We start from the raw sequence: 24,550 nt of genomic DNA on the forward strand, positions 1-24,550 counted from the left end.
ACGCGCGTCCCGGAATGACGGCAGTTCCTACGTCGCCACCGAGCCATTCCCGGCAGTTTCCAGCCGGAACGCGGCCGCGAACAGCGCGCGCGTGTAATCCGTCTTCGGATTCTTGAACAGCTCGGTAGCCTGCCCCTCCTCGACCACCTTGCCGCCGCGCATCACGATCAGATGGCTGGCGAGCGAGGCGACGACGCGCAGATCGTGCGAGATGAACATGTAGGTGAGATCGCGCTTGCGCTGGAGCTCGCGCAGGAGATCGACCATCTGCGCCTGGAACAGCATGTCGAGCGCGCTGGTCGGCTCGTCCAGCACGACGAAATCCGGCTCCAGCACCACCGCGCGCGCGATGCTGATGCGCTGGCGCTGGCCGCCGGAGAATTCATGCGGATAGCGGAAGCGCGTCTCCGGGTTGAGCCCGACATCCTCGAGCGCCTTGACGACGCGCGCCTCGCGCTCCTCGCGCGACAGCTTCGGCTGGTGCACGGAGAGACCTTCGGCAATGATGTCGGCGACAGACATGCGCGGGCTGAGCGAACCGAACGGATCCTGGAACACGATCTGCATGTCGCGACGGAACGGCCGCATCTCCTGGAAGCGCAGGCCCTGGATGTCGTTCCCCAAGAATACGATGCGCCCGTTCGAGGAGATCAGCCGCAGCAGAGCGAGTCCCAGCGTGGTCTTGCCCGAGCCGGATTCGCCGACGACGCCGAGCGTCTCGCCCTTGCGCACGGCGACGCTGACACCATCGACCGCCTTGATGTGGCCGACCGTCTTGCGCATCAGGCCGCGCTTGATCGGAAACCACACTTTCAGATCATCGGTCGACATAACGACCGGCGCGTCCGGCTGCGGCGGCGCCGGGTCGGGCTTCGGCTCGGCCGCCAGCAGATCGCGCGTGTAGGGATGCTTCGGGCTCTTGAACACCTGCTCGACCGGTCCCTGCTCGACGATCCTGCCGCCCTTCATGACGCAGACGGTGTCGGCGATGCGGCGCACGATGCCGAGGTCGTGCGTGATGAACAGCAGGCTCATGCCGAGCCGCGCGCGGATCTCGGCGAGCAGCGCCAGGATCTGCGCCTGCACGGTAACGTCGAGCGCCGTCGTCGGCTCGTCCGCGATCAGAAGGTCCGGCTCGTTGGCGAGCGCCATCGCGATCATCACGCGCTGCCGCTGGCCGCCGGAGAGCTGGTGCGGATAGCTCTTCAGCCGCGTCTCCGGATCGGGAATGCCGACCTGCGTCAGCAGCTCCAGCGTCCGCCTGCGCGCCTCGCCATTGCTGGTCGGATTGTGCAGCTGGATGATCTCGCCGATCTGCGCCTCGATCGTGTGCAGCGGATTGAGCGAGGTCATCGGCTCCTGGAAGATGATCGAGATGTCGCTGCCGCGAATCTCGCGCATCTCCCGCTCGGAGCGGTCGATCAGCTCCTGTCCCTTGAAGCGGATGCTGCCCGAGGGATGCGAGGCGTTCGGATAAGGCAACAGCTTCAGGATCGAGAGCGCGCTGACCGATTTGCCGGAGCCGGACTCGCCGACCAGCGCCACGCATTCGCCGCGCTTGATCTGGAACGAGACCTCGTCGACCGCGAGCGTGGTGGCGCCGCCCTGGTGGAAGGCCACCGAAAGATCGCGCACGCTGAGCAGGGGCTGGTTGATCGCGTCCATGGCCTCACCTGAACGTCTTGCGCGGATCGAAGGCGTCGCGCACGGCTTCGCCGATGAAGATCAGAAGGGACAGCATGATCGCGACCGAGAAGAAGCCGGAGAAGCCGAGCCAGGGGGCCTGCACATTGGATTTCGCCTGGGATAGCAATTCGCCGAGCGAAGGCGATCCCGGCGGCAGGCCGAAGCCGAGGAAATCGAGCGCCGTCAGCGTCATCACCGACGAAGACACGATGAATGGCAGGAAGGTCATGGTCGCGACCATCGCATTCGGCAGCAGGTGGCGGAACATGATGACCGGGTTGGAGACACCGAGCGCCCGCGCCGCCTGGATATATTCGAAATTGCGCCCGCGCAGGAATTCGGCCCGCACGAGACCGACCAGCGAGACCCAGGAGAACAGCAGCAGGATGCCGAGCAGCACGAAGAAGCCGGGCACGAGCACCGAGGACAAAATCAGGAGAAGGTAGAGCGAGGGAATCGCCGTCCAGATCTCGATGAAGCGCTGGAAGATGAGATCGACCCGCCCGCCGAAATAGCCTTGCACCGCCCCCGCCGCGATGCCGATGACGGACGAGACGATGGTGAGGCAGAGGCCGAACAGCACGGAGATGCGGAAGCCGTAGATCAGCCGCGCCACCACGTCGCGCCCCTGATCGTCAGTGCCGAGCCAGTTGTATTCGAGGTCGCGGCAGCTCTTCAGCCCCTTCTTCTCGACCACTGGCTTGCATTGCGCTTCCGTCAACATCCAGGTGGGCGGCGACGGCGCCGGCGTCGGCAGGTCGAGATTGTGCGTGTCGTAGGAATAACGGATCAGCGGCCAGACGATGCTGCCGCCCTTGTCCTTGATCAGCTTCTGCAGATAGGGATCGCGATAGTCGGCGGCCGTCTCGAAGTCGCCGCCGAAAGTCGTCTCCGAATAGGTGACGAAGGCCGGCCAATACAGATGACCGTCGACCTTGATCAGGAAGGGACGATCGTTGGCGATCAGCTCCGCGAACAGCGAGATCACGAACAGGGCAATGAATATCCAGAACGACCAGTAGCCGCGCCGGTTGGCCTTGAAGTTCTGCCATCGCCGCTTGTTAAGCGGTGATGGGGCGAACGGCTTGCGCGCGATCGGAACGGCATCGCCGAGCGGCGACGTCGCGGTGGTTTCGATCGGCGTCGGAGCGGTGATCGTCATCAGACCTCCCGCGCCTCGAAATCGATCCGGGGGTCGATCCACATATAGGTCAGGTCGGAGACCAGGTTGATCACGAGGCCGACCAGCGAGAAGATGTAGAGCGTGCCGAACACCACGGGATAGTCGCGGTTGAGCACGCTCTCGAAGCTGAGCAGCCCCAGCCCGTCCAGCGAGAAGATGGTCTCGATCAGAAGCGAGCCCGAGAAGAAGGCGTGGATGAAGGTCCCGGGGAAGCCGGCGATCACGATCAGCATCGCATTGCGGAAGACATGGCCGTAGAGCACCCGGTTCTCGCTGCAGCCCTTGGCACGCGCGGTCATGACGTATTGCTTGCGGATCTCGTCCAGGAACGAGTTCTTGGTCAGGAACGTCATGGTGGTGAAGGCACCTAGTCCCATGGCGATCAGCGGCAGCGTCAGATGCCAGAAATAATCGATGATCTTCCAGTACCAGGGAAACTGCGACCAGCCGTCCGAGGTCAGTCCGCGCAACGGGAACCAGTTGAAGAAGGAGCCGCCGGCAAACAGGATGATCAGCAGGATTGCGAACAGAAAGCCGGGAATGGCATAGCCCAGCACGAGAATGGTCGATGTCCAGGTGTCGAAGCGCGTGCCGTCCTTCACCGCCTTGCGGATGCCGAGCGGGATCGAGATCAGATAGGTGATCAGCGTCAGCCAGAGGCCGAGCGAGATCGAGACCGGCAGCTTCTCCTTGATGAGCTGGATCACGCTGACGTCGCGGAAATAGCTCTTGCCGAAATCGAAGCGGGCGAAATTCCAGACCATCAGCGCGAAGCGCTCCGGTGCCGGCTTGTCGAAGCCGAACTGCACCTCCAGCTTCTTGATGAAATCAGGGTCGAGCCCCTGCGCGCCGCGATATTTGGAGTTGATGGCATCGCCGCCGGCACCGACCTGGCCCGGCGCACGCTGCGCGAAGTCGCCGCCGCCCGAAATGCGCGACGTGCCGCCGGTATCGGCGCCCGAGAGCTGCGCGATCACGCGCTCGACCGGGCCACCCGGCGCGAACTGCACGACGACGAAGGAGACGAACAGGATTCCGAGCAGGGTCGGAATCATCAGGAGGATGCGGCGGGCGATATAGGCGCTCATCGCTATTTTGCCTGCTCGAGTTTGGCCGCCTTGGCGGATTCATGCCACCAGATGTCGGGGGCGCCGACGCCGTTGGCATAACGCGGCAGCCTCGGTGGATGGCCGAACTGATCCCAATAAGCCAGCCGGTGCGTCTTGTTATACCATTGCGGCACCCAATAGCGGCCGGCGCGGAACAGCCGATCGAAGGCGCGGCAGGCGACGGTCAGCTCTTCGCGGCTGTCGGCCGCCATGATTTTCTCGATCATGGCGTCGATGGCCGGGCTGGCGACGCCCGCGAGATTGTACGAGCCCTTGGTCGCCGCGACCTGCGACGAGAAGAACGCGCGCATGGCATCGCCCGGCGTTGCCGACATGCTGAAGCGCTGGATCGTCATGTCGAAGTCGAAATCTTCCTGGCGCGCCTTGTGCTGCACAGCATCGACGAGGCGGATGCTCGCTTCGATGCCGAGCGTCGCGAGATTCTTGATGTAGGGTGCGTGGTGCGGCTGGAACGAAGGCTCGTCCAGCAGGAACTCGATCCTGAACACCTCGCCGTTCGGCAGCACCCGCTTGCCGTCCTTGATCGGTACGCCGGCTTCGTTCAGCAGTTGCTGCGCCTTGCGCAACAGGCTGCGGTCTTGCCCGGAGCCGTCCGAGACCGGAGGCGTAAACGGCGCAGCGAACACTTCGTCGGGAACCTGACCGCGGAAGGGCTCGAGCAGCCTCAGCTCTTCCTGCGAAGGAGGCCCGTTGCTCGCCATGAGATCGGAGTTCTGGAACGGCGACACCGTCCGGGCATAGGCGCCGTACATGATGGTCTTGTTGGTCCATTCGAAGTCGAAAGCATCGATCAGGGCCTCGCGTACACGAGCATCTCTAAATTTCTCGCGTCGCGTGTTGATGAACCAGCCTTGCGCGCCGGACGGCGTATCGTCGGGCACGACCTCCATTTTGACGCGGCCATCTTTCACCGCCGCAAAGTCATAGCGCGTCGCCCAGATGCGCGCGGTGAACTCTTCCCGATACAGATAATTCCTGCCTGTAAAGCCCTCGAAGGCGACGTCGCGGTCGCGATAGAACTCGTACCGCACGACGTCGAAGTTATAGGTGCCGCGGCAGGGCGGCAGATCGGCGGCCCACCAATCCTTCACCCGCTCATACTCGATGTAGCGATTGACCTCGAACTGGCCGACTTTGTAAGGACCCGAGCCCAGCGGGGTCTCCAGAGACGATTCATCGAACGGGCGAGATGCGTAGTACGCCTTCGAGAAGATCGGCAGGCCAGCGACATAGAGCGGCACGTCACGCGCGCGCCCCTTGGCAAAAGTGACGACGAGCGTCGCATCGTCGAGCGCTTCCGCACTGACCATGTCGCGCATCTGCACGATGATCAGCGGATGGCCCTTGGTCTTCAGCGCCGTCAACGAGAACGCTGCATCGTGGGCGGTGAGCTTGCTGCCGTCATGGAATTTCGCCTCGGGCCGCATCGTGAAGCGATAGACCAGCTTGTCCGGCGAGATCTGCACGGATTTGGCGGCAAGCCCGTACATCGCATCAGGCTCGTCGTTCGCGCGCACCATCAGCGGCACGAACGTCATGTCCATGCCCTGCGCACCGTCACCCTTCAGGATGAAGGCGTTGAGCGAGTTGAAGGTCTGGTAGGACTGATTGTAGGCGCGCACCGACGGGATCAGCGAGAACGTGCCGCCCTTGGGCGCGTCGATATTGACGTAGTCGAAATGATGGAAGTCGGCGGGATATTTCAGATCCCCGAACGCCGAGATGCCGTGGGCTTCGCTCCCCACTTCCGATGCCTGCGCACCACGCCACGGCTGCGCGCCAAGCGTCATCCCAAGAGTGCCGCCGACACCCAGGGCCAGCACGTGACGGCGTGACATCTGCGTCATGCGGGGAATGTCCTTCACGACTTCTTTGCGATCCGCGCGGCCTTGTCTGCGTCGTACCACCAGATGAATGGAAAGCCGGACAGACCGTACTTCGGCAACTCCGCCGGCCGGCCGAAGCGATCCCAGCGCGCGGTACGCACCTTGTTATAAGTCCATTGCGGCACGACGTAGTGGTTCCACAGCAGCACGCGGTCGAGCGCCTTGGTGGCCGCGACGAGATCGTCGCGATCGGTGGCGTAGATCACCCGCTCGATCAGCTTGTCGACCGCGGGGTTCTTGATGCCGGCGATGTTGCGCGAGCCGGGGATGTCGGCCGTCTTGGACGACCAGAATTCGCGCTGCTCATTGCCCGGCGACTGCGACTCGCTCCACGAATTGGTGACGATGTCGAAGTCCCACTCGCGCGTCCTGTTCTCGTACTGGGTCGGATCGACCGTCCGCACGCTGACGGCGATGCCGAGCCGTTCCAGCGACGGCTTGTAGAACAGCGTGATCCGCTCGAAGCTCGGATCCGAGTTCAGCAATTCGAGGGTGAACTGGGCGCCGGTCTTGACGTCGGTCAGCTTACGGTCGCGCACCTCGTAGCCGGCCTCCTTGAACAGGCGTAGCGCTTCGCGCAGATTGTCGCGGACCGCCTCCGGACTGCCGCCGACCGGGTTGGTGTAGGGCTTCGTGAAGACTTCGGGCGGGACCTGGGCGCGGACGGTTTCGAGGATCTCGAGCTCCTTGCCCTGCGGCAGACCGGTGGCCATGAGCTCGTCGATGCCGTCGAAATAGCTGCTGATGCGCTTGTACTGGCCGTAGAAGATCTGCTTGTTCATCTCCTCGAAGTCGAACGCGTAGTTGAGCGCACGCCGCACGCGGGGATCGCTGAACTTGGCGCGGCGCAGATTCGGCACGAAGGCCTGCATCACGCCCGAGCTGCGATTTGCGAACTCCTCGAGGATCACGCGCTTTTCGGTCACGGCCGGAAAATCGTAGGCCGTCGCCCAGTTTTTCGCGCTGTTCTCGGTGCGCCAATCGACCTGGTCGGCCTTGAAAGCCTCGATCGCCACGGTGGCGTCGCGGAAATATTCGTAGCGCAGCTCGTCGAAATTGTTGCGGCCCACATTGGCAGCAAAGTCGCGGCCCCAATAATCCTTGACGCGCTCCAGCGCGATGGAACGTCCGGCCACGAACTCCTTGATCTTGTAGGGGCCCGAACCGAGCGGCACCTCGAGCGTCGTGGCGGAGACATCGCGCTTGCGGCCCTGCGCGTCGGTCCCTTCCCACCAGTGCTTCGGCAGCACCGTCAGTTGCCCGACGATCTGCGGCAACTCTCGATTGCCCGGCGCATCGAATGTGAATTTCACCTCGCGCTCGCCGACCTTCTCAGCCCGGACCACATGGCTGTAATAGGCCGAATACATCGGGTGGTGCTTCTTGAAGGAATCGAGCGAGAAGATCACGTCATCGGCGGTGACCGGCTTGCCGTCGTGCCATTTGGCCTGCGGACGCAAGCGATAGGTGACGAAGGAGAAATCGTCGGGATGGCTGACGGCTTCGGCCAACGCGCCGTACTCGGTCGAGACTTCGTCGAGCGAGGGCGTCGTGAGGGATTCGTAGATGAAGGCGACGGCACCGGCGACCTGTCCCTTCACACCCGACACGACGATGTTGAAATTGTCGAAGGTGCCGACGGCGATCTGGCGGGCCACGCCGCCCTTGGGCGCGTCCGGATTGACGTAGTCGAAGCGCTTGAAATCGGGGGGGTACTTGACCTTTCCGAACAGCGACAACGCATGGCGCCAGGGCAACTCGCTCGCCGCCTGCGCCGCACCGACGACGGGGAGCCCCGCTACGGAACCTAGGGCGGGAAGCGCTGCGGCCGCAGTGCCGGTGAGCAGGAGATCGCGTCGGGTAATGGCCAAATCAACATCCCTGTCTTGAAGGAGGCTACTCCTTTAAATTCCCAATATAGGCGAGGTTTCGACCGAATATGTTGCTTTTTCCTCATCTTGGAACGCCGGACGGCCCGTCAGATGCGGCCAAACGCCCCGATAAACTCGCCGCGAGGCCCGGATACGGAAACGGCCAGGCTTCTCAGCCTGGCCGCATATTTTAAGACGGGTTCTTGAGGCTCTACTTCGACGCCGTCGGCAGCGGCTGAGGATGCTCCGACAGAGAGTTCAAATAGGCAATGACATCGGCGCGCTCGGAATCCTTCTGAATACCGGCGAAGCCCATGGCGGTGCCAGGAATGAAGCCCTTGGGATTGGCGATGAACTTGTTGAGATCCTCGAACGTCCAGTCGCCGCCCTTGGACTTCATGGCGGCCGAGAAGTTGAAGCCGTTGCGGCCCTGGCCCTTTGGCTCGCCGACAACGCCGTAGAGGTTCGGACCGACGCGATTCGGGCCACCCTTCTCAAACGTGTGGCAGGCGCCGCACTTCTTGGCGGCAGCAGCGCCCTTCTCGACCGAGGCGGTCTGGAGCAGCTTTTCGATCGGCTCGGCGGCCGCAGGCGCGGCGCCGCCTTCCTTGCCATGGCCGGCATCTTCCTTGACGGCGATCTCGAATCCCGGCTTTTCCGGCATCTTGGGCGAGAACAAAGCGCTCGCGGTGAAGCTCGTCACCAGCAGAATGAGACAGGTGCCGAGCACGGCACCGAGAATCTTATTGAGTTCGAAAGAGTCCATTTCCGGCCAGGCCCCACACCGCAAGAAGGATCGAGCGGCCGGGCGGCCGCCAGGACGAGCCTCGGGAGAATCAAACGTTCCTTATTGTTTCCCCGAGTTTTGCCATTGAGATATCGGTTTGCCCGGGGTCTGGCAACCCGTATAAGCGACCCGGCTTCAGGCTCGTCCCCACCCCATTTCCCGGCGCGGAAAACGCTCCGTTTTCAGGCCCTTGACCTCATGACCGATCCTCGCATCCTGGTGCTGATCCCGGCCCGCATGGCCGCCACCCGCCTGCCCGGCAAGCCGCTCGCCGACATCGCCGGCCTTCCGATGATCGTGCATGTGCTGCGTCGCGCCGAGGCCGCTGCCATCGGCCGGGTCGCGGTCGCAACCGACACGCCGGAGATCGCATCCGTCGTCACCGCCCATGGCGGCGAGGCCGTGATGACCCGCGCCGACCACCCCTCCGGCTCGGACCGCATCCACGAGGCCATGCAGAAGCTCGATCCCGAGGGCAAGGCCGAGATCGTGATCAACCTGCAGGGTGATTTCCCGACCATCACGCCGCAGACCATCCGCGAGGTGCTGCCACCCTTTGCCGACCCCGCGGTCGATATCGTGACTTTGGCCTCGGAAATCCACACCGAGGAGGAAGACCTCGCCCCGAGCGTCGTGAAGGCCATCGGTTCGCCGATCGGGCCGAAGCGGCTGCGCGCACTTTATTTCACCCGCGCCACCGCCCCTTATGGCAACGGACCGCGTTACCACCACATCGGCCTCTATGCTTACCGCCGCGCGGCTCTGGAGCGCTTCGTGTTGCTGCCGCCCTCGCCCCTGGAACGCCAGGAAAGCCTGGAACAGCTCCGGGCGGTGGAAGCCGGCATGCGCATCGACATCATGATCGTCGACAGCGTGCCCCGCGGCGTCGACACGCCGCCCGATCTTGAGACCGCCCGCAGCATCCTTTCCAAATCCTGAGCCGCTGTTACAAGGCCGACCAGGAGCACTTTAAGACATGAGCAAGATGAAGATCGCATTCCAGGGCGAGCCCGGGGCCAATTCCCACATCGCCATCGTCGAGGCCTATCCCGACGCCGAACCGATGCCCTGCGCCACCTTCGAGGACGCGCTGTCGGCGATCTCGTCGGGCGAGGCCGATCTCGGCATGATCCCGATCGAGAATTCGGTCGCCGGCCGCGTCGCCGACATCCACCACCTCCTGCCGGCCTCCGGCCTCTTCATCATCGGCGAATGGTTCTTGCCGGTTCGGCATCAACTGATGGCGGTGAAGGGCACCAAGCTCGAAGACATCAAGAGCGTCGAGAGCCACGTGCACGCGCTCGGCCAGTGCCGGCGCATCATCCGCAAGCTCGGCGTCAAGCCGATCGTGCACGCCGACACCGCCGGCAGCGCCCGCGACATCTCCGAGCGCAAGGACAAGACGGTGGCCGCGATCGCCTCGCGCCTTGCCGCAAAGATCTACGGCCTCGACATCCTCGCCGAGGACATCGAGGACGAGGCGCATAACACCACGCGATTCGTGGTGCTGGCGCGTGAGCCGAAATGGGCTGCGCAAGGCTCCGGACCGCTGGTCACGACGTTCGTCTTCCGGGTGCGCAATTTGCCGGCCGCGCTCTACAAGGCGCTGGGCGGCTTTGCCACCAACGGCGTCAACATGACCAAGCTCGAAAGCTACATGGTCGACGGCAATTTCTTCGCCACGCAGTTTTACGCGGATGTCGATGGCCACCCCGACGACAAGGGCCTCGCTTTCGCCATCGAGGAGCTGAAATTCTTCTCGCGCGAATTCCGCATCGTCGGCGTGTATCCGGGACATCCGTTCCGCGCGACCTTCAGCGAAACGCAGGATTGATCCCTCACCCTCCCCCTGGAGGGGGAGGGTCGGCTCACATTGAGCGCAGCGAAATGTGAGACGGGGTGGGGTGACGGTCTCTCCACGTCGAATACTGCCCGAGTGGAGAGATCACCCCACCCCGCTCGCGCGGCGCGCGATCGACCCTCCCCCTCCAGGGGAGGGTAAGCTACCCCGCTGCTCCAAGCCCGAACGCCTCCGCCAGCAGTGAATACGATTTCTTGCGCGCCTCGTGGTCGTACACGGCGGTGATCACCATCAACTCGTCCGGCTTGCTCGCATCGATCAGCGGCTGCAGTTTCCTCCGCACCGTCGCGGGGCTGCCGACGAACAGGCGCGAGCGGTTGCGCAGGATCGAGGTGCGCTCGGCGTCGGAGTAAGGATAGGCCAGCGCCTCCTCGACGCTCGGCAGCGGGAGATATTGGCCGCGGTCGCGGCGCAGCCGGTTGAGATCGAACGAGCTGGCGAGCCGTTCGGCCTCCTGATCGGTATCGGCGGTGATGACGGCAATCGCGAGGATCGCATGCGGGGCGGCGCGCCACGCCGAGGGCTGGAAGCGGTTGCGGTAATGCACCATGGCATCGACTGCATCGTGGGATGCGAAATGATGCGCGAAGGCGAAGCCCATGCCGACTTGGGCGGCCAATTCCGAGGAATAATCGCTGGAACCAAGCAGCCAGATCGGCGGTAGCCTGGTGTCGTCGGGCATGGCGACGACGTTGTTGTAGGGGTGTCCCGCAGGAAATTCGCGGGTCTCCCACAGGATCAACTCGTGCAGCCGCTCCAGGAAATCGTCACCCTCGCGGCGGTCGAGGCGACTGCGGAGCGCGTAAGCCGTCGCACCGTCGGTGCCGGGGGCGCGGCCGAGACCAAGGTCGATCCGGCCGGGAAACAGCGCTTCCAGCATCTTGAAGCGCTCGGCCACCACCAACGGCGCGTGATTGGGCAGCATCACCCCGCCGGAGCCGACACGGAGGTGCTTCGTCACCGCCGCGATCTGCCCGATCATCACGTCGGGCGCGGGGCTCGCGACGGAGGCGAGGTTGTGATGCTCGGCGAGCCAGTAGCGGGCATAGCCGAGCCCATCGACGTGGCGCGCCAGATCGATGCTGTTGCGCAGCGCCGCCGCCGGCTTGGTGCCGGTGGTGACCACGGAGAGGTCGAGGACTGAGAGCGGAATCATGGCGCGTTAACGTAGCGGAGGGCGGCGCGGCGGCAATGGGCTAGCCGCGCGGGTCTGACGTGTGCGGCCGCACGCCGGGTCGACCTGCCGCGATGGGATAAGGACAATCGTGACAACACCCCTTTCCATTCTGCCCACGTCGGATCAGGACGCTCGATGCCACCCAAATTGTTATTAATCATATGAAATTATAGAGGTAACTGTCAAAATACCATCTTCCCACTCAAAACGGTCGATCTTGAGTAAATCGGGCATTTGCTGGTCTAAGTGGGCCACTTCCCATCGTTGATGGGCTGTCGATCCAACCGACTTTGCCCTATCTTGAACTGCCGGACCTGGATGCGGCTGCCGGCCGCCGTGGCTGAGCGAGACCCTTGGAGCGAGTGGTGCCATGACCGACCTGACGACGCCTGTCCGAGCCGACGGGCAGGAACGGCACCTGAAGCAGCCTGCGATCTCCTTCGAGTTCTTTCCGCCCAAGACCGAGGAGATGGAGCGGAATCTCTGGGACACTATCAACCGGCTCGCCCCGCTCGAGCCGAAATTCGTCTCGGTGACCTATGGCGCCGGCGGCTCGACCCGCGAGCGCACCCATTCCACCATCGCCCGCATCCTCAAGGAGACCGCGCTGCTGCCGGCGGCGCATCTGACCTGCGTCGGCGCCTCGCGCGGCGAAATCGACGAGATCGTCGACCGCTATCACGAAGTCGGCGTCCGCCATATCGTGGCCTTGCGCGGTGACCCCGCCGGCGGCATCGGCACGCCCTATTCGAGCCATCCCGACGGCTACCAGAGCTCGGCCGCGCTCGTCGCGGGGATCAAGAAGCGGCACGGCGATATCGAAGTGAGCGTGTCGGCCTATCCCGAGAAGCATCCCGAGGCGCGCGACTTCGATGCCGACATCGACACGCTCAAGGCCAAGGTCGATGCGGGTGCGACGCGCGCGATCACGCAGGTGTTCTTCGATAACGACCTCTACTTCCGCTATCTGGATCGCGTCCGTGCCCGCGGCATCGACATCCCGATTGTGCCGGGCATCATGCCCATGCACAATTTCAAGCAGGCGCGCAATTTCGTCACCCGCGCCGGCACCACCGTGCCGGACTGGTTCGCCGCGAAATTTGAAGGCCTCGACGACGACGCCGAGACCCGCAAGCTGGTGGCGGCGACCGTCGCGGCCGGGCAGGTTCAGAAACTCGCCAAGCACGGCGTCGACACCTTCCACTTCTACACCATGAACCGCGCCGATCTCGTATTCGCGATCAGCCATTTGCTCGGCATTCGCGCCAAGACCGCCAAGAAGGCTGCGTAAGATCAGATGACCGTACCCGCTTCCGCCAAGCGAACCGCCCTCCTCGACGCCGCGCGCGAACGCATTCTCGTGCTCGACGGCGCCATGGGCACGATGATCCAGAACCTCCAGCTCGACGAGGCCGCCTTCCGCGGCGAGCGCTTCAAGAACTTCCATCGCGACCTGCGCGGCAACAACGATTTGTTGATCCTGACCCAGCCGCAAGCGATCGAGGACATCCACGCCGCCTATTTGCGCGCTGGCGCCGACATCGTCGCCACCAACACCTTCTCCACGACCTCGATCGCGCAGGCCGATTACGACCTCACCGACGTCGTCTACGAGATGGCGCGCGAAGGCGCCCGCCTCGCCGGCAATGCCGCACGGCGCGTTGCCGCTGAAGACAGCAAGCCGCGCTTCGTCGCTGGCGCCATCGGCCCCACCAACCGCACCGCCTCGATCTCGCCCGACGTTTCCAATCCCGGTTATCGCGCCGTCACCTTCGACGATTTGCGCAAATCCTATGGCGAGCAGATCCGCGGCCTGATCGACGGTGGCGTCGACCTGCTGCTGGTCGAGACCATCTTCGACACGCTGAACGCCAAGGCAGCCCTCTATGCGATCGCCGAGATCACCGAGGAGCGCGGCATCGACATGCCGGTGATGGTGTCGGGCACCATCACCGACAAGTCCGGCCGCCTGCTCTCGGGCCAGATGCCGGAAGCGTTCTGGAATTCGGTGCGGCACGCAAAACCGATCACCATCGGCTTCAACTGCGCGCTCGGCGCCGAGGATCTGCGCGCGCATATCGCCGATATCGGCCGCGTCGCCGATACTCTTGTTTGTGCCTATCCGAATGCAGGCCTGCCCAACGAGTTCGGCCAGTATGACGAGACGCCCGAGTACATGGCGCGCCTGATCGGCGAGTTCGCCCGCGACGGCCTCGTCAACATCGTCGGCGGCTGCTGCGGCACCACGCCGGATCACATCGCGGCGATCGCAGCCGCAGTGGCGCCGCACAAGCCGCGCATCGTGCCGGAGATCACCCCGCGCCTGCGGCTCTCGGGCCTCGAGCCGTTCGTGCTGACCGACGCGATCCCCTTCGTCAATGTCGGCGAGCGTACCAACGTCACGGGATCGGCCCGCTTCCGCAAGCTGATCACCGCCGGCGACTACACCGCAGCGCTCCAGGTCGCCCGCGACCAGGTCGAGAACGGCGCGCAGATCATCGACGTCAACATGGACGAGGGCCTGCTCGACTCGGAAGCCGCGATGGTGACATTCCTCAACCTCGTCGCCGCCGAGCCCGACATCGCCCGCGTCCCCGTGATGGTGGACTCCTCGAAATTCTCGGTGATCGAGGCCGGCCTGAAATGCGTGCAGGGCAAGCCGGTCGTCAACTCGATCTCGATGAAGGAAGGCGAGGAGAAGTTCATCTTTGAAGCCAGGATCGCACGCCGCCACGGCGCGGCCGTGGTCGTGATGGCGTTCGACGAGGTCGGCCAGGCCGATACGTTCGCGCGCAAGACCGAGATCTGCAAGCGCGCCTACGACATCCTGGTGAACAAGGTCGGCTTCCCGCCTGAGGACATCATCTTCGATCCCAATATTTTCGCGATCGCGACCGGCATCGAGGAGCACAACAATTACGGCGTCGACTTCATCGAGGCGACGCGCTGGATCCGCCAGAACCTGCCGGGCGCGCATGTCTCGGGCGGCGTCTCCAATTTGTCGTTCTCGTTCCGCGGCAACGAGCCGGTGCGCGAGGCCATGCACTCGGTGTTCCTGTATCACGCCATCAAGGCCGGCATGGACATGGGCATCGTCAATGCCGGCCAGATGATCGTCTATGACGACATCGATCCGGAGCTGCGCCAGACCTGCGAGGACGTCGTCCTCAACCGCGACGCGGGCGCCTCCGAGCGCCTGCTGGCGCTCGCCGAGAAATTCCGCGGCAAGAAGACCGAAAGCAAGGAAGCCGATCTCGCCTGGCGCGAATGGCCGGTGGAGAAGCGGCTGTCGCATTCGCTGGTGCACGGCATCACCGAATTCATCGAGCAGGACACCGAAGAGGCCCGCAAGAACTCCTCGCGCCCGCTCGACGTCATCGAGGGCCCGCTGATGGCCGGCATGAACGTGGTCGGCGACCTCTTCGGCGACGGCAAGATGTTTTTGCCGCAGGTGGTGAAGTCCGCCCGCGTCATGAAGCAGGCCGTGGCTTACCTGATGCCGTTCATGGAGGAAGAGAAGGCGCGCAACCTCGCCAGCGGCATCGGCACGGAGGGCTCCTCGTCCGCCGGCAAGATCGTGCTCGCGACGGTGAAGGGCGACGTCCACGACATCGGCAAGAACATCGTCGGCATCGTGCTCCAGTGCAACAATTTCGAGGTCATCGACCTCGGCGTGATGGTGCCGGCGGCCAAGATCGTCGAGACCGTAAAGGCGGAGAAGGCCGACATCGTCGGCCTGTCCGGCCTGATCACGCCCTCGCTCGACGAGATGGCGTTCTTCGCCGGCGAGTTGCAGCGCGAAGGCCTCAAGCTGCCGCTCCTGATCGGCGGCGCCACCACCAGCCGCGTGCATACCGCCGTCAAGATCGACCCGAGCTATCGCGCCGGTCCCGTCGTGCACGTCAACGACGCCAGCCGCGCCGTCGGCGTCGCCTCTGCACTGCTCTCGCCCGAGAAGCGCGAGGCCTACGCCGCCGAGGTGCGCGCCGAATATGCCAAGATCTCGGAAGCGCATCTGCGCGCGCAGGCCGACAAGAAGCGCCTGAAGCTGGCTGACGCCCGCGCCAACCGCGTGCCCGTCGACTTCGCGAAAAGCAAGCCGGTGAAGCCGACCTTCCTCGGCATCAAGAGCTTCGACGACTACGATCTCGCCGAGCTGGTCGACTGCATCGACTGGACACCGTTCTTCCAGACCTGGGAGCTCGCCGGGCGCTTCCCCGCCATCCTCGACGACGCCAAGGTCGGCGAGGTCGCGCGCTCGCTCTATGACGATGCCCGCAAGATGCTCGACACCATCGTCAAGGAGAAATGGTTCCGGGCGCGCGCCACGATCGGCTTCTGGCCGGCGAATGCGCAAGGCGACGACATCGTGCTCTATGCCGACGAGAGCCGGACCAAGAGCATCGCGACGCTGCACACGCTGCGCCAGCAGCTGGAGAAGCGCGAGGGCCGCTTCAACGCGGCGCTCGCCGACTTCATCGCGCCCGCCGGCGTGCCCGACTATATCGGCGGCTTCGTCGTCACCGCAGGGATCGGCGAGGACGCGGTCGCCGATCGCTTCAGAAAAGCGAACGACGACTACTCCTCGATCCTGTGCAAGGCGCTGGCCGACCGCCTTGCGGAGGCCTTCGCCGAGCGCATGCATGCCCGCGTGCGCCGCGAGTTCTGGGCCTATGCACCGAACGAGACGCTCTCCAACGAGGAGCTGATCCTGGAGAAGTACTCTGGGATCCGCCCCGCGCCCGGCTATCCCGCGCAGCCCGACCACACCGAGAAGGCGACGCTGTTCGAGCTGCTCGACGCGGAAGCAACCGCTGGCGTGAAGCTGACCGAGAGCTTTGCGATGTGGCCGGGCTCGTCCGTATCAGGGCTCTATTTCGCGAACCCCGAGAGCTATTATTTCGGCGTCGGCAAGATCGAGCGCGACCAGGTCGAGGACTACGCCGCGCGCAAGGGCATGAGCGTGGCGGAAACCGAACGCTGGCTCGCGCCGATCTTGAACTACATCCCGTCGCAACAGACCGACAAGGCCTTTGCGGCAACGGCGGCGAACGACGAGACCTCGAAGGATCTCGCCTCGCATCCGCCTGGCTGCACCTGCGCGATGCACCTCGTCTGGCAGAAGAAGCGTGCGGGGGCGGGATAGCTCCGAACACGAAAAGTGAAAAACAACCCCATGCACAGTAGCGATGGGGTTGAAAGGGTTGAGCATTTTCGGTCTCGCCGAAGGCCGATTTGCGACGTCGGGCAAAACAGGGGTATTGTTGCATCATCGGCTCGCGTGCCCACTGAAGCGCCGCCGGCGGATGCGTCATTCACCCTTGCAATGCGCACGGTGCCCATCCTCCCCTGAAGGGGGAGGATCGGTTCGCAAGGAGCGAAGCGGAATGCGGACCGAGGTGGGGTGACGGTCTCTCGACACCCAACGCTGCCCATGCGGAGAGATCCCCCCACCCCGCTCGCGCTTCGCGCGATCGAGCCTCCCCCTCCAGGGGAGGGTAAGAGATCTCACCCTTTCGGCGGGGCGAGCGGCTGCACGATCTCCTTGAACGGGGCCAGTGCCTCGCAACGCTCTGCATGTGCCGCAAGCGCGGGATAACGCGCCACTTCGAACAATTGCGGATGCGCCTCGCGGGTGAAGCGGACGACGCAGGCGACCGCGACGTCGGCATGGCCGATGCGCTCACCCAGCCAGTACGGCGTTGCCACCCTGGCGCGCTCGGCTTCCAGCACCTTCAGGACGTCGCCAATCTGCGCCTGGCAGCGCTCGACCCACAGCGCGAGCTGCTCCTTCCGCAGCACGCGCTCGTAGAGCAGGCTCACCGCCTTGTCGCCGAGGCCGGAGGCAAGCGCGCAGATGCGCAAATGCTTGCGCCGCTCAGCGCCGCTGCGCGGCAGCATTGCTTTCTCGGGACCAACGAGATCGTCGAGATAATCCAGGATGATCATGCTCTCGATCAGCGCCTCGCCATCGTCGAGCACCAAGGTCGGCACCCGGCGCAGCGGATTGTACGGCGCGATCTTGTCGGCATCGCCGAAGGTCGACCACGGCCTGTGCTCGAAGGCGAGCCCGTAGAGCCGCAGCGCAATCGCGACGCGGCGGACGAAGGGGGAATCATATTGGCCGATCAGGAACATGGTTCTCGCTATTCTCGGTTGGACAAGGCAGGGCCGATTAGTCTCCACGACCGGCTCGGTGCGGCGCAACAAAAATCTCGGAAATGGAGCATTGCGCCGGCTGCAACGACGTCCGCGACGGCCTCACGCGCACCATGCTCAAATGGGGATTCCGGGCTCGCGCCAATTGGCGCGCCCCGGAATGACGGTGAGGAGGCAGTCGCACGCTATTCGATGATCGGCACGTGCCTCGCCGCCGTCCGCGGCGCCGTACCGTCGAGACGCGGATCAGCCGCAATCTCGATCTGGCGGCGGAAGGGGCGGAAGCCGGAACGCTGATAGAATGCGACGGCCGATGGATGATCGAAGGTGCAGGTGTGCACCCAGACGCGGCGGACGTCGCGTGACCACGCCATCTCCAGCGCGCGGTTCATCAGGAAGCGGGCGGCGCCGGTGCCGATCAAGGGGGCGGTAACGCCGAAATAGACCAGCTCGCACTGGCCGGGCTCGCGGAAGTCGAGCTCAAGCAGGCCTTCGTCGCGGCCGTCGGCGACCAGGGCGTAGATCTCGATTCCAGGCGCGTGGATGATTGCGGCGAGCTCGGCGTCGGTCATGCGGGCGCGTGAGAACCAGAGCCAGTCCTCGCCGACGCGGCGGAAGAGCTCTCGGTACCAAGGAAGCGCGGGCGTATCGACATTGCGCAGGGTCCAGGCGCCGGGTGGATCGTCGCGACGCGCGGGAGGCGCGGTCATCTCCAGATGGGTGACGACGGCGGCGATCTTGCCGGCGGGGACGTCGGAATAGCCGTCGGGGAGGATCATGCTTGGTGCTTCTTTTGTTAGCGGCTAGTGGGCGGCGCCGTTTGAGGCACCACGGCAGCGCCACACTCCGTCATTGCGAGCGCAGCGAAGCAATCCAGAATCTTTCCACGGAGACAGTCTGGATTGCTTCGCTGCGCTCGCAATGACGGCGTGGAAGCAGTTGAGCGCGCCTCGCGGCATCGAGCTGCGAGGCTGTACCAACGCCTACCCCTCCCCCTCGTCGCTCGCGAGCACGCCCTTCACCGCGCGCGCCCAGCCCGCAAGCTTCCGCTCGCGCGTCGCCTGGCTCATGTTCGGCTTGAAGCGGTGCTCGAGGCGCCAATTGTCGGCGAATTTCGTCGGCTCGGGATAGACGCCGGCGTTGAGGCCGGCGAGATAGGCGGCGCCCAGCGCCGTGGTCTCCTGGATCACGGGGCGGTCGACCGGCGCATCGAGGAGATCGGCGAGGCGCTGCATGGTCCAGTCGGAGGCAGTCATGCCGCCATCGACGCGGAGCACGACGCTGGCGGTTTCCGAGCTCGGCCAGTCCGCGCGCATCGCGGCCCAGAGGTCGAAGGTCTGGTAGCAGACGCTTTCCAGCGCAGCATGGGCGAACTCGGCGGGGCCGGTGTTGCGGGTGAGGCCGAACAGCGCGCCGCGCACCCGCGGATTCCAGTAGGGCGCGCCCATGCCGACGAAGGCCGGCACGAGATAGACGCTCTGCATGGAGTCGGATTGATCGGCGAGCGGGCCGGTTTCGGCGGCGTGCTTGATGATGCCGACGCCGTCGCGCAGCCACTGCACGGCCGAGCCCGCGACGAAGATCGAGCCCTCCAGCGCGTAGGTGCGCTTGCCGTCGAGCTGATAGGCGACCGTGGTGAGCAGCTTGTTCTTCGACACCACCGGCGTGGTGCCGGTGTTGAGCAGCGCAAAACAGCCGGTGCCGTAGGTGGACTTCATCATGCCCGGGCGGAAGCAGGCCTGGCCGATGGTCGCGGCCTGCTGGTCGCCGGCGATGCCTGAGATGGCAATCGCGCCACCGAACAGGTCAGGTGTGCTCTCGCCGAAGCGGGCCGAGGAATCCTTCACCTCGGGCAGCATCGAGCGCGGCACGCCGATGATCTCCAGCAGCTCGTCGTCCCACTGGCCGGTGTGGATGTTGAACAGCAGCGTACGCGAAGCATTGGTGGCGTCGGTGGCGTGCACCTTGCCGCCGGTGAGACGCCAGAGCAGATAGCAATCGACAGTGCCGAACATCAATTCGCCGCGCGCGGCGCGGGCGCGGGCGCCGGGGACGTGATCGAGGATCCAGGCGACCTTGGTGCCGGAGAAATAGGGATCGATGATCAGGCCGGTCTTCTGCGAGATGACGGGCTCGCGGCCTTCTGCCTTGAGTTTCGCGCAGATGTCGGCGGTGCGGCGGTCCTGCCAGACGATGGCGCGGTGCACGGCCTGGCCGGTGGCGCGGTCCCACACCACGGTGGTCTCGCGCTGGTTGGTGATGCCGATCGCGGCGATGTCCTTTGCGCCGATGCCGGCCTGCTCGATCGCCTCGCGGCAGACCATCACGGTCGAGGTCCAGATGTCCTCCGGCTCGTGCTCGACCCAGCCGGAAGCCGGAAAGTGCTGCGGGAATTCCTGCTGCGCCTTCGCCGCGATGGAAATGTCGCTGCGAAACACGATCGCGCGCGAAGAGGTGGTGCCCTGGTCGATGGCAAGGACGAAAGACATGGCGGCTACCTTGGCGTTGAGCTTGGCGTTTCCCTGGAGGGAGTCATTGTGTCGCGCCAAAGGGAGCGGATTGGAGGCGGAAGGTCAAGGCGGCTCTGCTCTTACCCTCCCCTGGAGGGGGAGGGTCGGATCACATGCAGCGAAGCGGAATGTGATCCGGGGTGGGGTGACGGTCTCTCCGCAAAGGATGCTGCCCGTGGGGGGAGATCACCCCACCCCGCTCGCGCTGCGCGCGATCGACCCTCCCCCTCCAGGGGAGGGTAAGAAAGAGCGCGGCTCGATTCAGGTTGACGTCTTCCGCTTGCGCTGGTGCTCAAGGTGCACGACTGCCGCTTCACGCGAGCCGTAAAGCTCTACATAGATTTGTTCGAGTGCTGCAGTCAGATCAGTCGCAATCTCCGAATTCCAAAATCGGACAACGCGATAGCCTTCGCGCTCGAGCCAGCGTTGGCGTTTGGCATCATGCTCGGCCGCATCGTCTTCATTGTGATGCCCGCCATCGAGCTCGATGATGAGGCGCTTGGCTGGCAAGAAGAAGTCGACGACATAGGGGCCGATCGGCGCTTGCCGGTGGAAGTGCGAGCCTTCGAGCGGGAGCTCCTTGAGGGCACGCCACAGGATGCGCTCGTGGGGCGTCGTGTTCGCTCTCAGCTTCTTTGCGGCGGCGCGTCGGATCGATGTTGAGACCATTTGCGTGGCTTCACCCCACCCCGCTTCGCGTTGCGCTCTGCGCAACACGAAGCGACCCTCCCCCTCCAGGGGAGAGTAAGAGAAGCGTGCTCGCGACACAACTGCAAGTCGTGAGAGGCCTACACCGCCGCCGTGGTGACGCCGCCGTCGATGACGATGGTCTGGCCGGTCATGAAGCTCGAGGCGTCGGATGCGAGATACGCCACGGCACCTGCGATCTCATCCGGTTCACCGATGCGGCGGAGCGGGGTGGTGGCGGTGCGGCGCTTGAGGTTGGCTTCGTCTTCCCAGAGGGCGCGGGCGAAGTCGGTCTTGACGAGGCCGGGCGCGATGCAGTTGACGCGGACGCCCTTCGGGCCCCATTCGCCGGCGAGCGAGCGGCACAGCGCGAAGTCGGCGGCTTTCGAGATGCCGTAGGCGCCGATCACGGTGGAGCCGCGCAAGCCGCCGATCGAGGAGATGATGACGACGGAGCCTTTGCCGCGCTCCGCCATCTGCGGAATCGCGAGCGCGGAGAGCCAGATGTTGCTCTTGACGTTCGAGCCCATGATCTTGTCGAAGGCTTCATCCGTGATGTCGAGCAGCGGACCGTAGTAGGGATTGACGGCGGCGTTGCAGACGAGAATGTCGATCTTGCCGTAATGCTTCGTGGCACCCGAGATCAGCGCCTCGACCTCGGCCTTGCGCGCGATGTTGCAGGGGATGACGGTTGCCTCGCCACCGACCGCATTGATGCCGTCGGCGACCTCCTTGCAGGCCTCGGCCTTGCGCGAGGAGACCACGACCTTGGCGCCGAGCTTTGCCAGCAGTTCGGCGGAGGAGCGGCCGATGCCGCGGCTGGAGCCGGTGACCACGGCGACCTTGCCGGTGAGATCGAACGGGGTGTTTTTCATGGGTGTTGCCTCGGTGCTTCAACGACCTCCGTCATTGCGAGGAGCGAAGCGACGAAGCAATCCAGACCGTCTCCGCGGACGGATTCTGGATTGCTTCGCTTCGCCCGCAATGACGAAGGAGAGACCTAGATCAGCCCGCCCGCGTCGGCGACGCGGCGCTGGTGGTAGTCGGTGTCGCCGAACGTGTTCTCGATCATGGTGAGACGCTTGAAGTAGTGGCCGATCTTCGCCTCCATGGTCATGCCGATGCCGCCATGGAGCTGAATCGACTGCTGGCCGACGAATTTCAGCGACTTGCCGATCTGCACCTTGGCGGCTGCGATGGCGTTGGAGCGCTCCCTGGCATCCTCGAAATCGTTCGCCATGGTCGCGAACATCGACATCGAGCGCGCCTGCTCGGCGGCGACGAACATGTCGGAGGCGCGGTGCTGCAGCGACTGGAACGAGCCGATCGCGACGCCGAACTGCTTGCGCGTCTTGATGTACTCGACCGTGGTCTTGAGCGATTCGTCCATCAGGCCGACCGCCTCGGCGCAGAGCGCGACGCGGGCTTCATCCACCACGCGCTCGATCAGCGCGAGCGAATCCTCGGGATTGCCGATCACGGCATCCGCGCCCACTTCGACACCAGTGAAGGTGATGTCGGCGGCGTGGAGGCCGTCCTGGGTCGGGTAGGACTTCTTCGCGACGCCCTTGGCATTTGCGGGGACCAGGAACACGCCGATGCCGCTTCGGTCGCGGCGGTCGCCCTTGGTGCGCGCGGTGACGACGAGCGTGTCGGCATTCTCGCCGTTGAGCACGACGAACTTCTCGCCGTCGATGACCCAGCCGTCGCCCTTCTTCTTCGCGGTCGTGGTGACGTCGAACAGATCGTAGCGCGAGTTCTTCTCGAGCTGGGCGAACGCCAGCGTCTTGCTGCCGTCGATGATCCCTGGCACGTGCGCGGCCTTCTGCGCGTCGGTGCCGGCATGGCGCAGGAAGCCGCCGCCGATCACGACCGTCGCCAGATACGGCTCGAGCACCAGCGCCTTGCCGAGCGCTTCCATCACGATCATGGTCTCGACGCCGCCGCCGCCGAAGCCGCCGTCGGCCTCTGCGAAGGGCAGGCCGAGCAGACCCTGCTCGGCGAGCTTGAGCCAGACGGCTTTGCTCCAGCCGCCCTTCTCCTTCATGTATTTCTTGCGCTGCTCGAAATCGTAGGAATCGGTCAGCAGGCCGTCGATGCTTTCCTTGAGAAGCCGCTGCTCCTCGGACAGGTCAAAATCCATGTTTCTCTCCAAATCGGCGGGAATTGCCCTGCCGTCGCCTCATCCTCAGTCGTCATCCCCGCGAAAGCGGGGATCCAGTAAACGCAGCCGCCTGCCGTACTCACGACCGCCGCGGCGTACTGGGTCCCCCGCCTTCGCGGGGGACGACACCGTCATTGTTGACTCACAGCCCCAGCACCGCCTTGGCGATGATGTTGCGCTGGATCTCGTTGGAGCCGCCGTAGATCGAGACCTTGCGGTTGTTGAAGTAGCTCGGCGCGATCTGGGCGGTCCAGTCCATGGCTTCGTTCGAGCCGTCGTCGCCGTGCACGTCGTAGGGCGCGGCGAACGGGCCGATCACTTCCATGAGCAGCTCGGTGGTGGTCTGCTGGATCTCGGAACCCTTGATCTTCAGCACCGAGGAGGCCGGATTGGGCTTGCCCTTGCCGTGCTTGCCCTCGTCGGCGACGACGCGCAGCTGCGTCAGCTCGAGCGCCTTGAGCTCGATCTCGCAGGCGGCGAGCTTCTCGCGGAACGCGGCATCCTGGATGATCGGCTTGCCTGATGATTCGACCTTGCCGGCGAGATCGCGGATGCGGCGCAGCCGCTCCTTGGAGACGCCGACGCGGGCGATGCCGGTGCGCTCGTTGCCGAGCAGGAATTTTGCGTAATCCCAGCCCTTGTTCTCCTCGCCGATCAGGTTCTCGATCGGAACCTCGACGTCGTCGAAGAAGACCTCGTTGACCTCATGGCCGCCGTCGATGGTTTGGATCGGGCGCACGGTGACGCCCTTCGACTTCATCGAGAACACGATGAAGGAGATGCCCATCTGCTTCTTGGCGTTGTTGTCGGTGCGGCAGAGGCAGAAGATCATGTCGGCGTGCTGGGCCAGCGTGGTCCAGGTCTTCTGGCCGTTGATGATCCACTTGTCGCCCCGGCGCTCGGCCTTGGTCTTGAGCGAGGCGAGGTCGGAGCCGGAGCCGGGCTCGGAGAAGCCCTGGCACCACCAGTCGTCGACATTGGCGATACGCGGAAGATATTTCTTCTTCTGCTCCTCGTTGCCGAAGGTGTAGATGACCGGGCCGACCATGCTGACGCCGAAGGCGAGCGGCTGCGGCGCCGGATGCGCCTGAAGCTCCTCGTTGAAGATGTAATGCTGCACGGCGGTCCAACCCGTGCCGCCATATTGCTTGGGCCAGTGGCTGACGCCCCAGCCCTTCTTGTTGAGGATGCGCCACCAATTCACCATCTCGTCCTTGCTGAGGTGACGGCCCTCGACCAGCTTGCGCCGCGTATCCGGCGGCACGTTGTCGCGGAAGAACTGCCGCACTTCCTCGCGAAACGCCTGCTCTTCCCTAGTGAATGCGAGATCCATCGGATCCTCCTGTGAACGTTATTCTCTATTCGTCACTTCGGGGCGCGCGAAGCGCGAACCCGGAATCCAGAAGCTTGTGGCTCGAGGTTCCGGGTTCATTCGCTTGATGCGAATGC

Annotated in this window: 18 protein-coding genes; 4 read left to right on the top strand and 14 right to left on the bottom strand. The window is 64.4% G+C overall.

The window, feature by feature from the left end; translation table 11 throughout:
* Window positions 1-27 precede the first annotated feature (27 nt).
* The 6 genes from XH87_RS19675 to XH87_RS19700 form a co-directional block, all read right to left on the bottom strand.
* On the bottom strand, window positions 28-1,665 hold the full coding sequence (locus XH87_RS19675) for an ABC transporter ATP-binding protein (protein ID WP_271588529.1): 1,638 nt from the start codon (window positions 1,663-1,665) through the stop codon (window positions 28-30).
* 4 nt (window positions 1,666-1,669) lie between these two features.
* Window positions 1,670-2,848 (bottom strand): ABC transporter permease, encoded by a 1,179-nt coding sequence (locus XH87_RS19680; protein WP_271588530.1) that lies wholly within the window; start codon window positions 2,846-2,848, stop codon window positions 1,670-1,672.
* Entirely contained in the window at window positions 2,848-3,957 is a 1,110-nt protein-coding gene (locus tag XH87_RS19685) for a microcin C ABC transporter permease YejB (protein ID WP_035708761.1), read from the bottom strand. Before XH87_RS19685 ends, XH87_RS19680 begins: the two co-directional genes overlap by 1 nt.
* 2 nt (window positions 3,958-3,959) lie before the next feature.
* Window positions 3,960-5,846, bottom strand: a complete 1,887-nt coding sequence (locus tag XH87_RS19690) for an extracellular solute-binding protein (protein ID WP_271588531.1) — start codon at window positions 5,844-5,846, stop codon at window positions 3,960-3,962.
* Between the two features lie 14 nt (window positions 5,847-5,860).
* Complete coding sequence (locus tag XH87_RS19695; protein ID WP_271588532.1) at window positions 5,861-7,756, bottom strand: extracellular solute-binding protein; 1,896 nt, start codon at window positions 7,754-7,756, stop codon at window positions 5,861-5,863.
* A gap of 211 nt (window positions 7,757-7,967) precedes the next feature.
* Complete coding sequence (locus XH87_RS19700; RefSeq protein ID WP_271588533.1) at window positions 7,968-8,522, bottom strand: c-type cytochrome; 555 nt, start codon at window positions 8,520-8,522, stop codon at window positions 7,968-7,970.
* Between the two features lie 219 nt (window positions 8,523-8,741).
* Between XH87_RS19700 and XH87_RS19705 the strand changes: the two genes are divergently transcribed.
* Together XH87_RS19705 and XH87_RS19710 are read left to right on the top strand one after the other, a co-directional pair.
* The gene (locus tag XH87_RS19705; protein ID WP_271588534.1) at window positions 8,742-9,482 is read left to right on the top strand and encodes a 3-deoxy-manno-octulosonate cytidylyltransferase; all 741 of its coding nucleotides are present in this window, start codon (window positions 8,742-8,744) and stop codon (window positions 9,480-9,482) included.
* Between the two features lie 37 nt (window positions 9,483-9,519).
* Window positions 9,520-10,377, top strand: a complete 858-nt coding sequence (locus tag XH87_RS19710; protein WP_035708772.1) for a prephenate dehydratase — start codon at window positions 9,520-9,522, stop codon at window positions 10,375-10,377.
* Between the two features lie 169 nt (window positions 10,378-10,546).
* Here the strand turns inward: XH87_RS19710 and XH87_RS19715 are convergent, their stop codons facing one another.
* Complete coding sequence (locus XH87_RS19715; protein WP_271588535.1) at window positions 10,547-11,560, bottom strand: LLM class flavin-dependent oxidoreductase; 1,014 nt, start codon at window positions 11,558-11,560, stop codon at window positions 10,547-10,549.
* 391 nt (window positions 11,561-11,951) lie between these two features.
* Here XH87_RS19715 and metF point away from each other — a divergent pair, with 391 nt between their 5' ends.
* Together metF and metH are read left to right on the top strand one after the other, a co-directional pair.
* On the top strand, window positions 11,952-12,872 hold the full coding sequence (gene metF, locus XH87_RS19720) for a methylenetetrahydrofolate reductase [NAD(P)H] (protein ID WP_271588536.1): 921 nt from the start codon (window positions 11,952-11,954) through the stop codon (window positions 12,870-12,872).
* A 6-nt stretch (window positions 12,873-12,878) separates the two neighbouring features.
* Entirely contained in the window at window positions 12,879-16,727 is a 3,849-nt protein-coding gene (gene metH / locus XH87_RS19725; RefSeq protein ID WP_271588537.1) for a methionine synthase, read from the top strand.
* A gap of 362 nt (window positions 16,728-17,089) precedes the next feature.
* On the opposite strand, the gene XH87_RS19730 is transcribed toward metH, so the two are convergent.
* The 7 genes from XH87_RS19730 to pimC all read right to left on the bottom strand — a co-directional run bounded on the left by XH87_RS19730 (window position 17,090) and on the right by pimC (window position 24,434).
* A complete protein-coding gene (locus XH87_RS19730) occupies window positions 17,090-17,719 on the bottom strand; it encodes a glutathione S-transferase family protein (protein WP_271588538.1) in 630 nt (209 codons plus the stop codon).
* A gap of 206 nt (window positions 17,720-17,925) precedes the next feature.
* On the bottom strand, window positions 17,926-18,519 hold the full coding sequence (locus XH87_RS19735; protein WP_271588539.1) for a GNAT family N-acetyltransferase: 594 nt from the start codon (window positions 18,517-18,519) through the stop codon (window positions 17,926-17,928).
* A gap of 204 nt (window positions 18,520-18,723) precedes the next feature.
* Window positions 18,724-20,229 (bottom strand): glycerol kinase GlpK, encoded by a 1,506-nt coding sequence (gene glpK, locus XH87_RS19740; protein WP_271588540.1) that lies wholly within the window; start codon window positions 20,227-20,229, stop codon window positions 18,724-18,726.
* A 282-nt stretch (window positions 20,230-20,511) separates the two neighbouring features.
* A complete protein-coding gene (locus XH87_RS19745) occupies window positions 20,512-20,967 on the bottom strand; it encodes an endonuclease domain-containing protein (protein WP_271588541.1) in 456 nt (151 codons plus the stop codon).
* A 71-nt stretch (window positions 20,968-21,038) separates the two neighbouring features.
* On the bottom strand, window positions 21,039-21,812 hold the full coding sequence (locus XH87_RS19750; protein WP_271588542.1) for an SDR family NAD(P)-dependent oxidoreductase: 774 nt from the start codon (window positions 21,810-21,812) through the stop codon (window positions 21,039-21,041).
* Window positions 21,813-21,937: 125 nt separating this feature from the next.
* A complete protein-coding gene (gene pimD / locus XH87_RS19755) occupies window positions 21,938-23,080 on the bottom strand; it encodes a pimeloyl-CoA dehydrogenase small subunit (protein WP_271588543.1) in 1,143 nt (380 codons plus the stop codon).
* Between the two features lie 163 nt (window positions 23,081-23,243).
* A complete protein-coding gene (gene pimC / locus XH87_RS19760) occupies window positions 23,244-24,434 on the bottom strand; it encodes a pimeloyl-CoA dehydrogenase large subunit (protein WP_158672175.1) in 1,191 nt (396 codons plus the stop codon).
* Window positions 24,435-24,550 lie beyond the last annotated feature (116 nt).

This window comes from Bradyrhizobium sp. CCBAU 53415 (genome assembly GCF_028128735.1).
Taxonomy (GTDB): Bacteria; Pseudomonadota; Alphaproteobacteria; order Rhizobiales; family Xanthobacteraceae; genus Bradyrhizobium.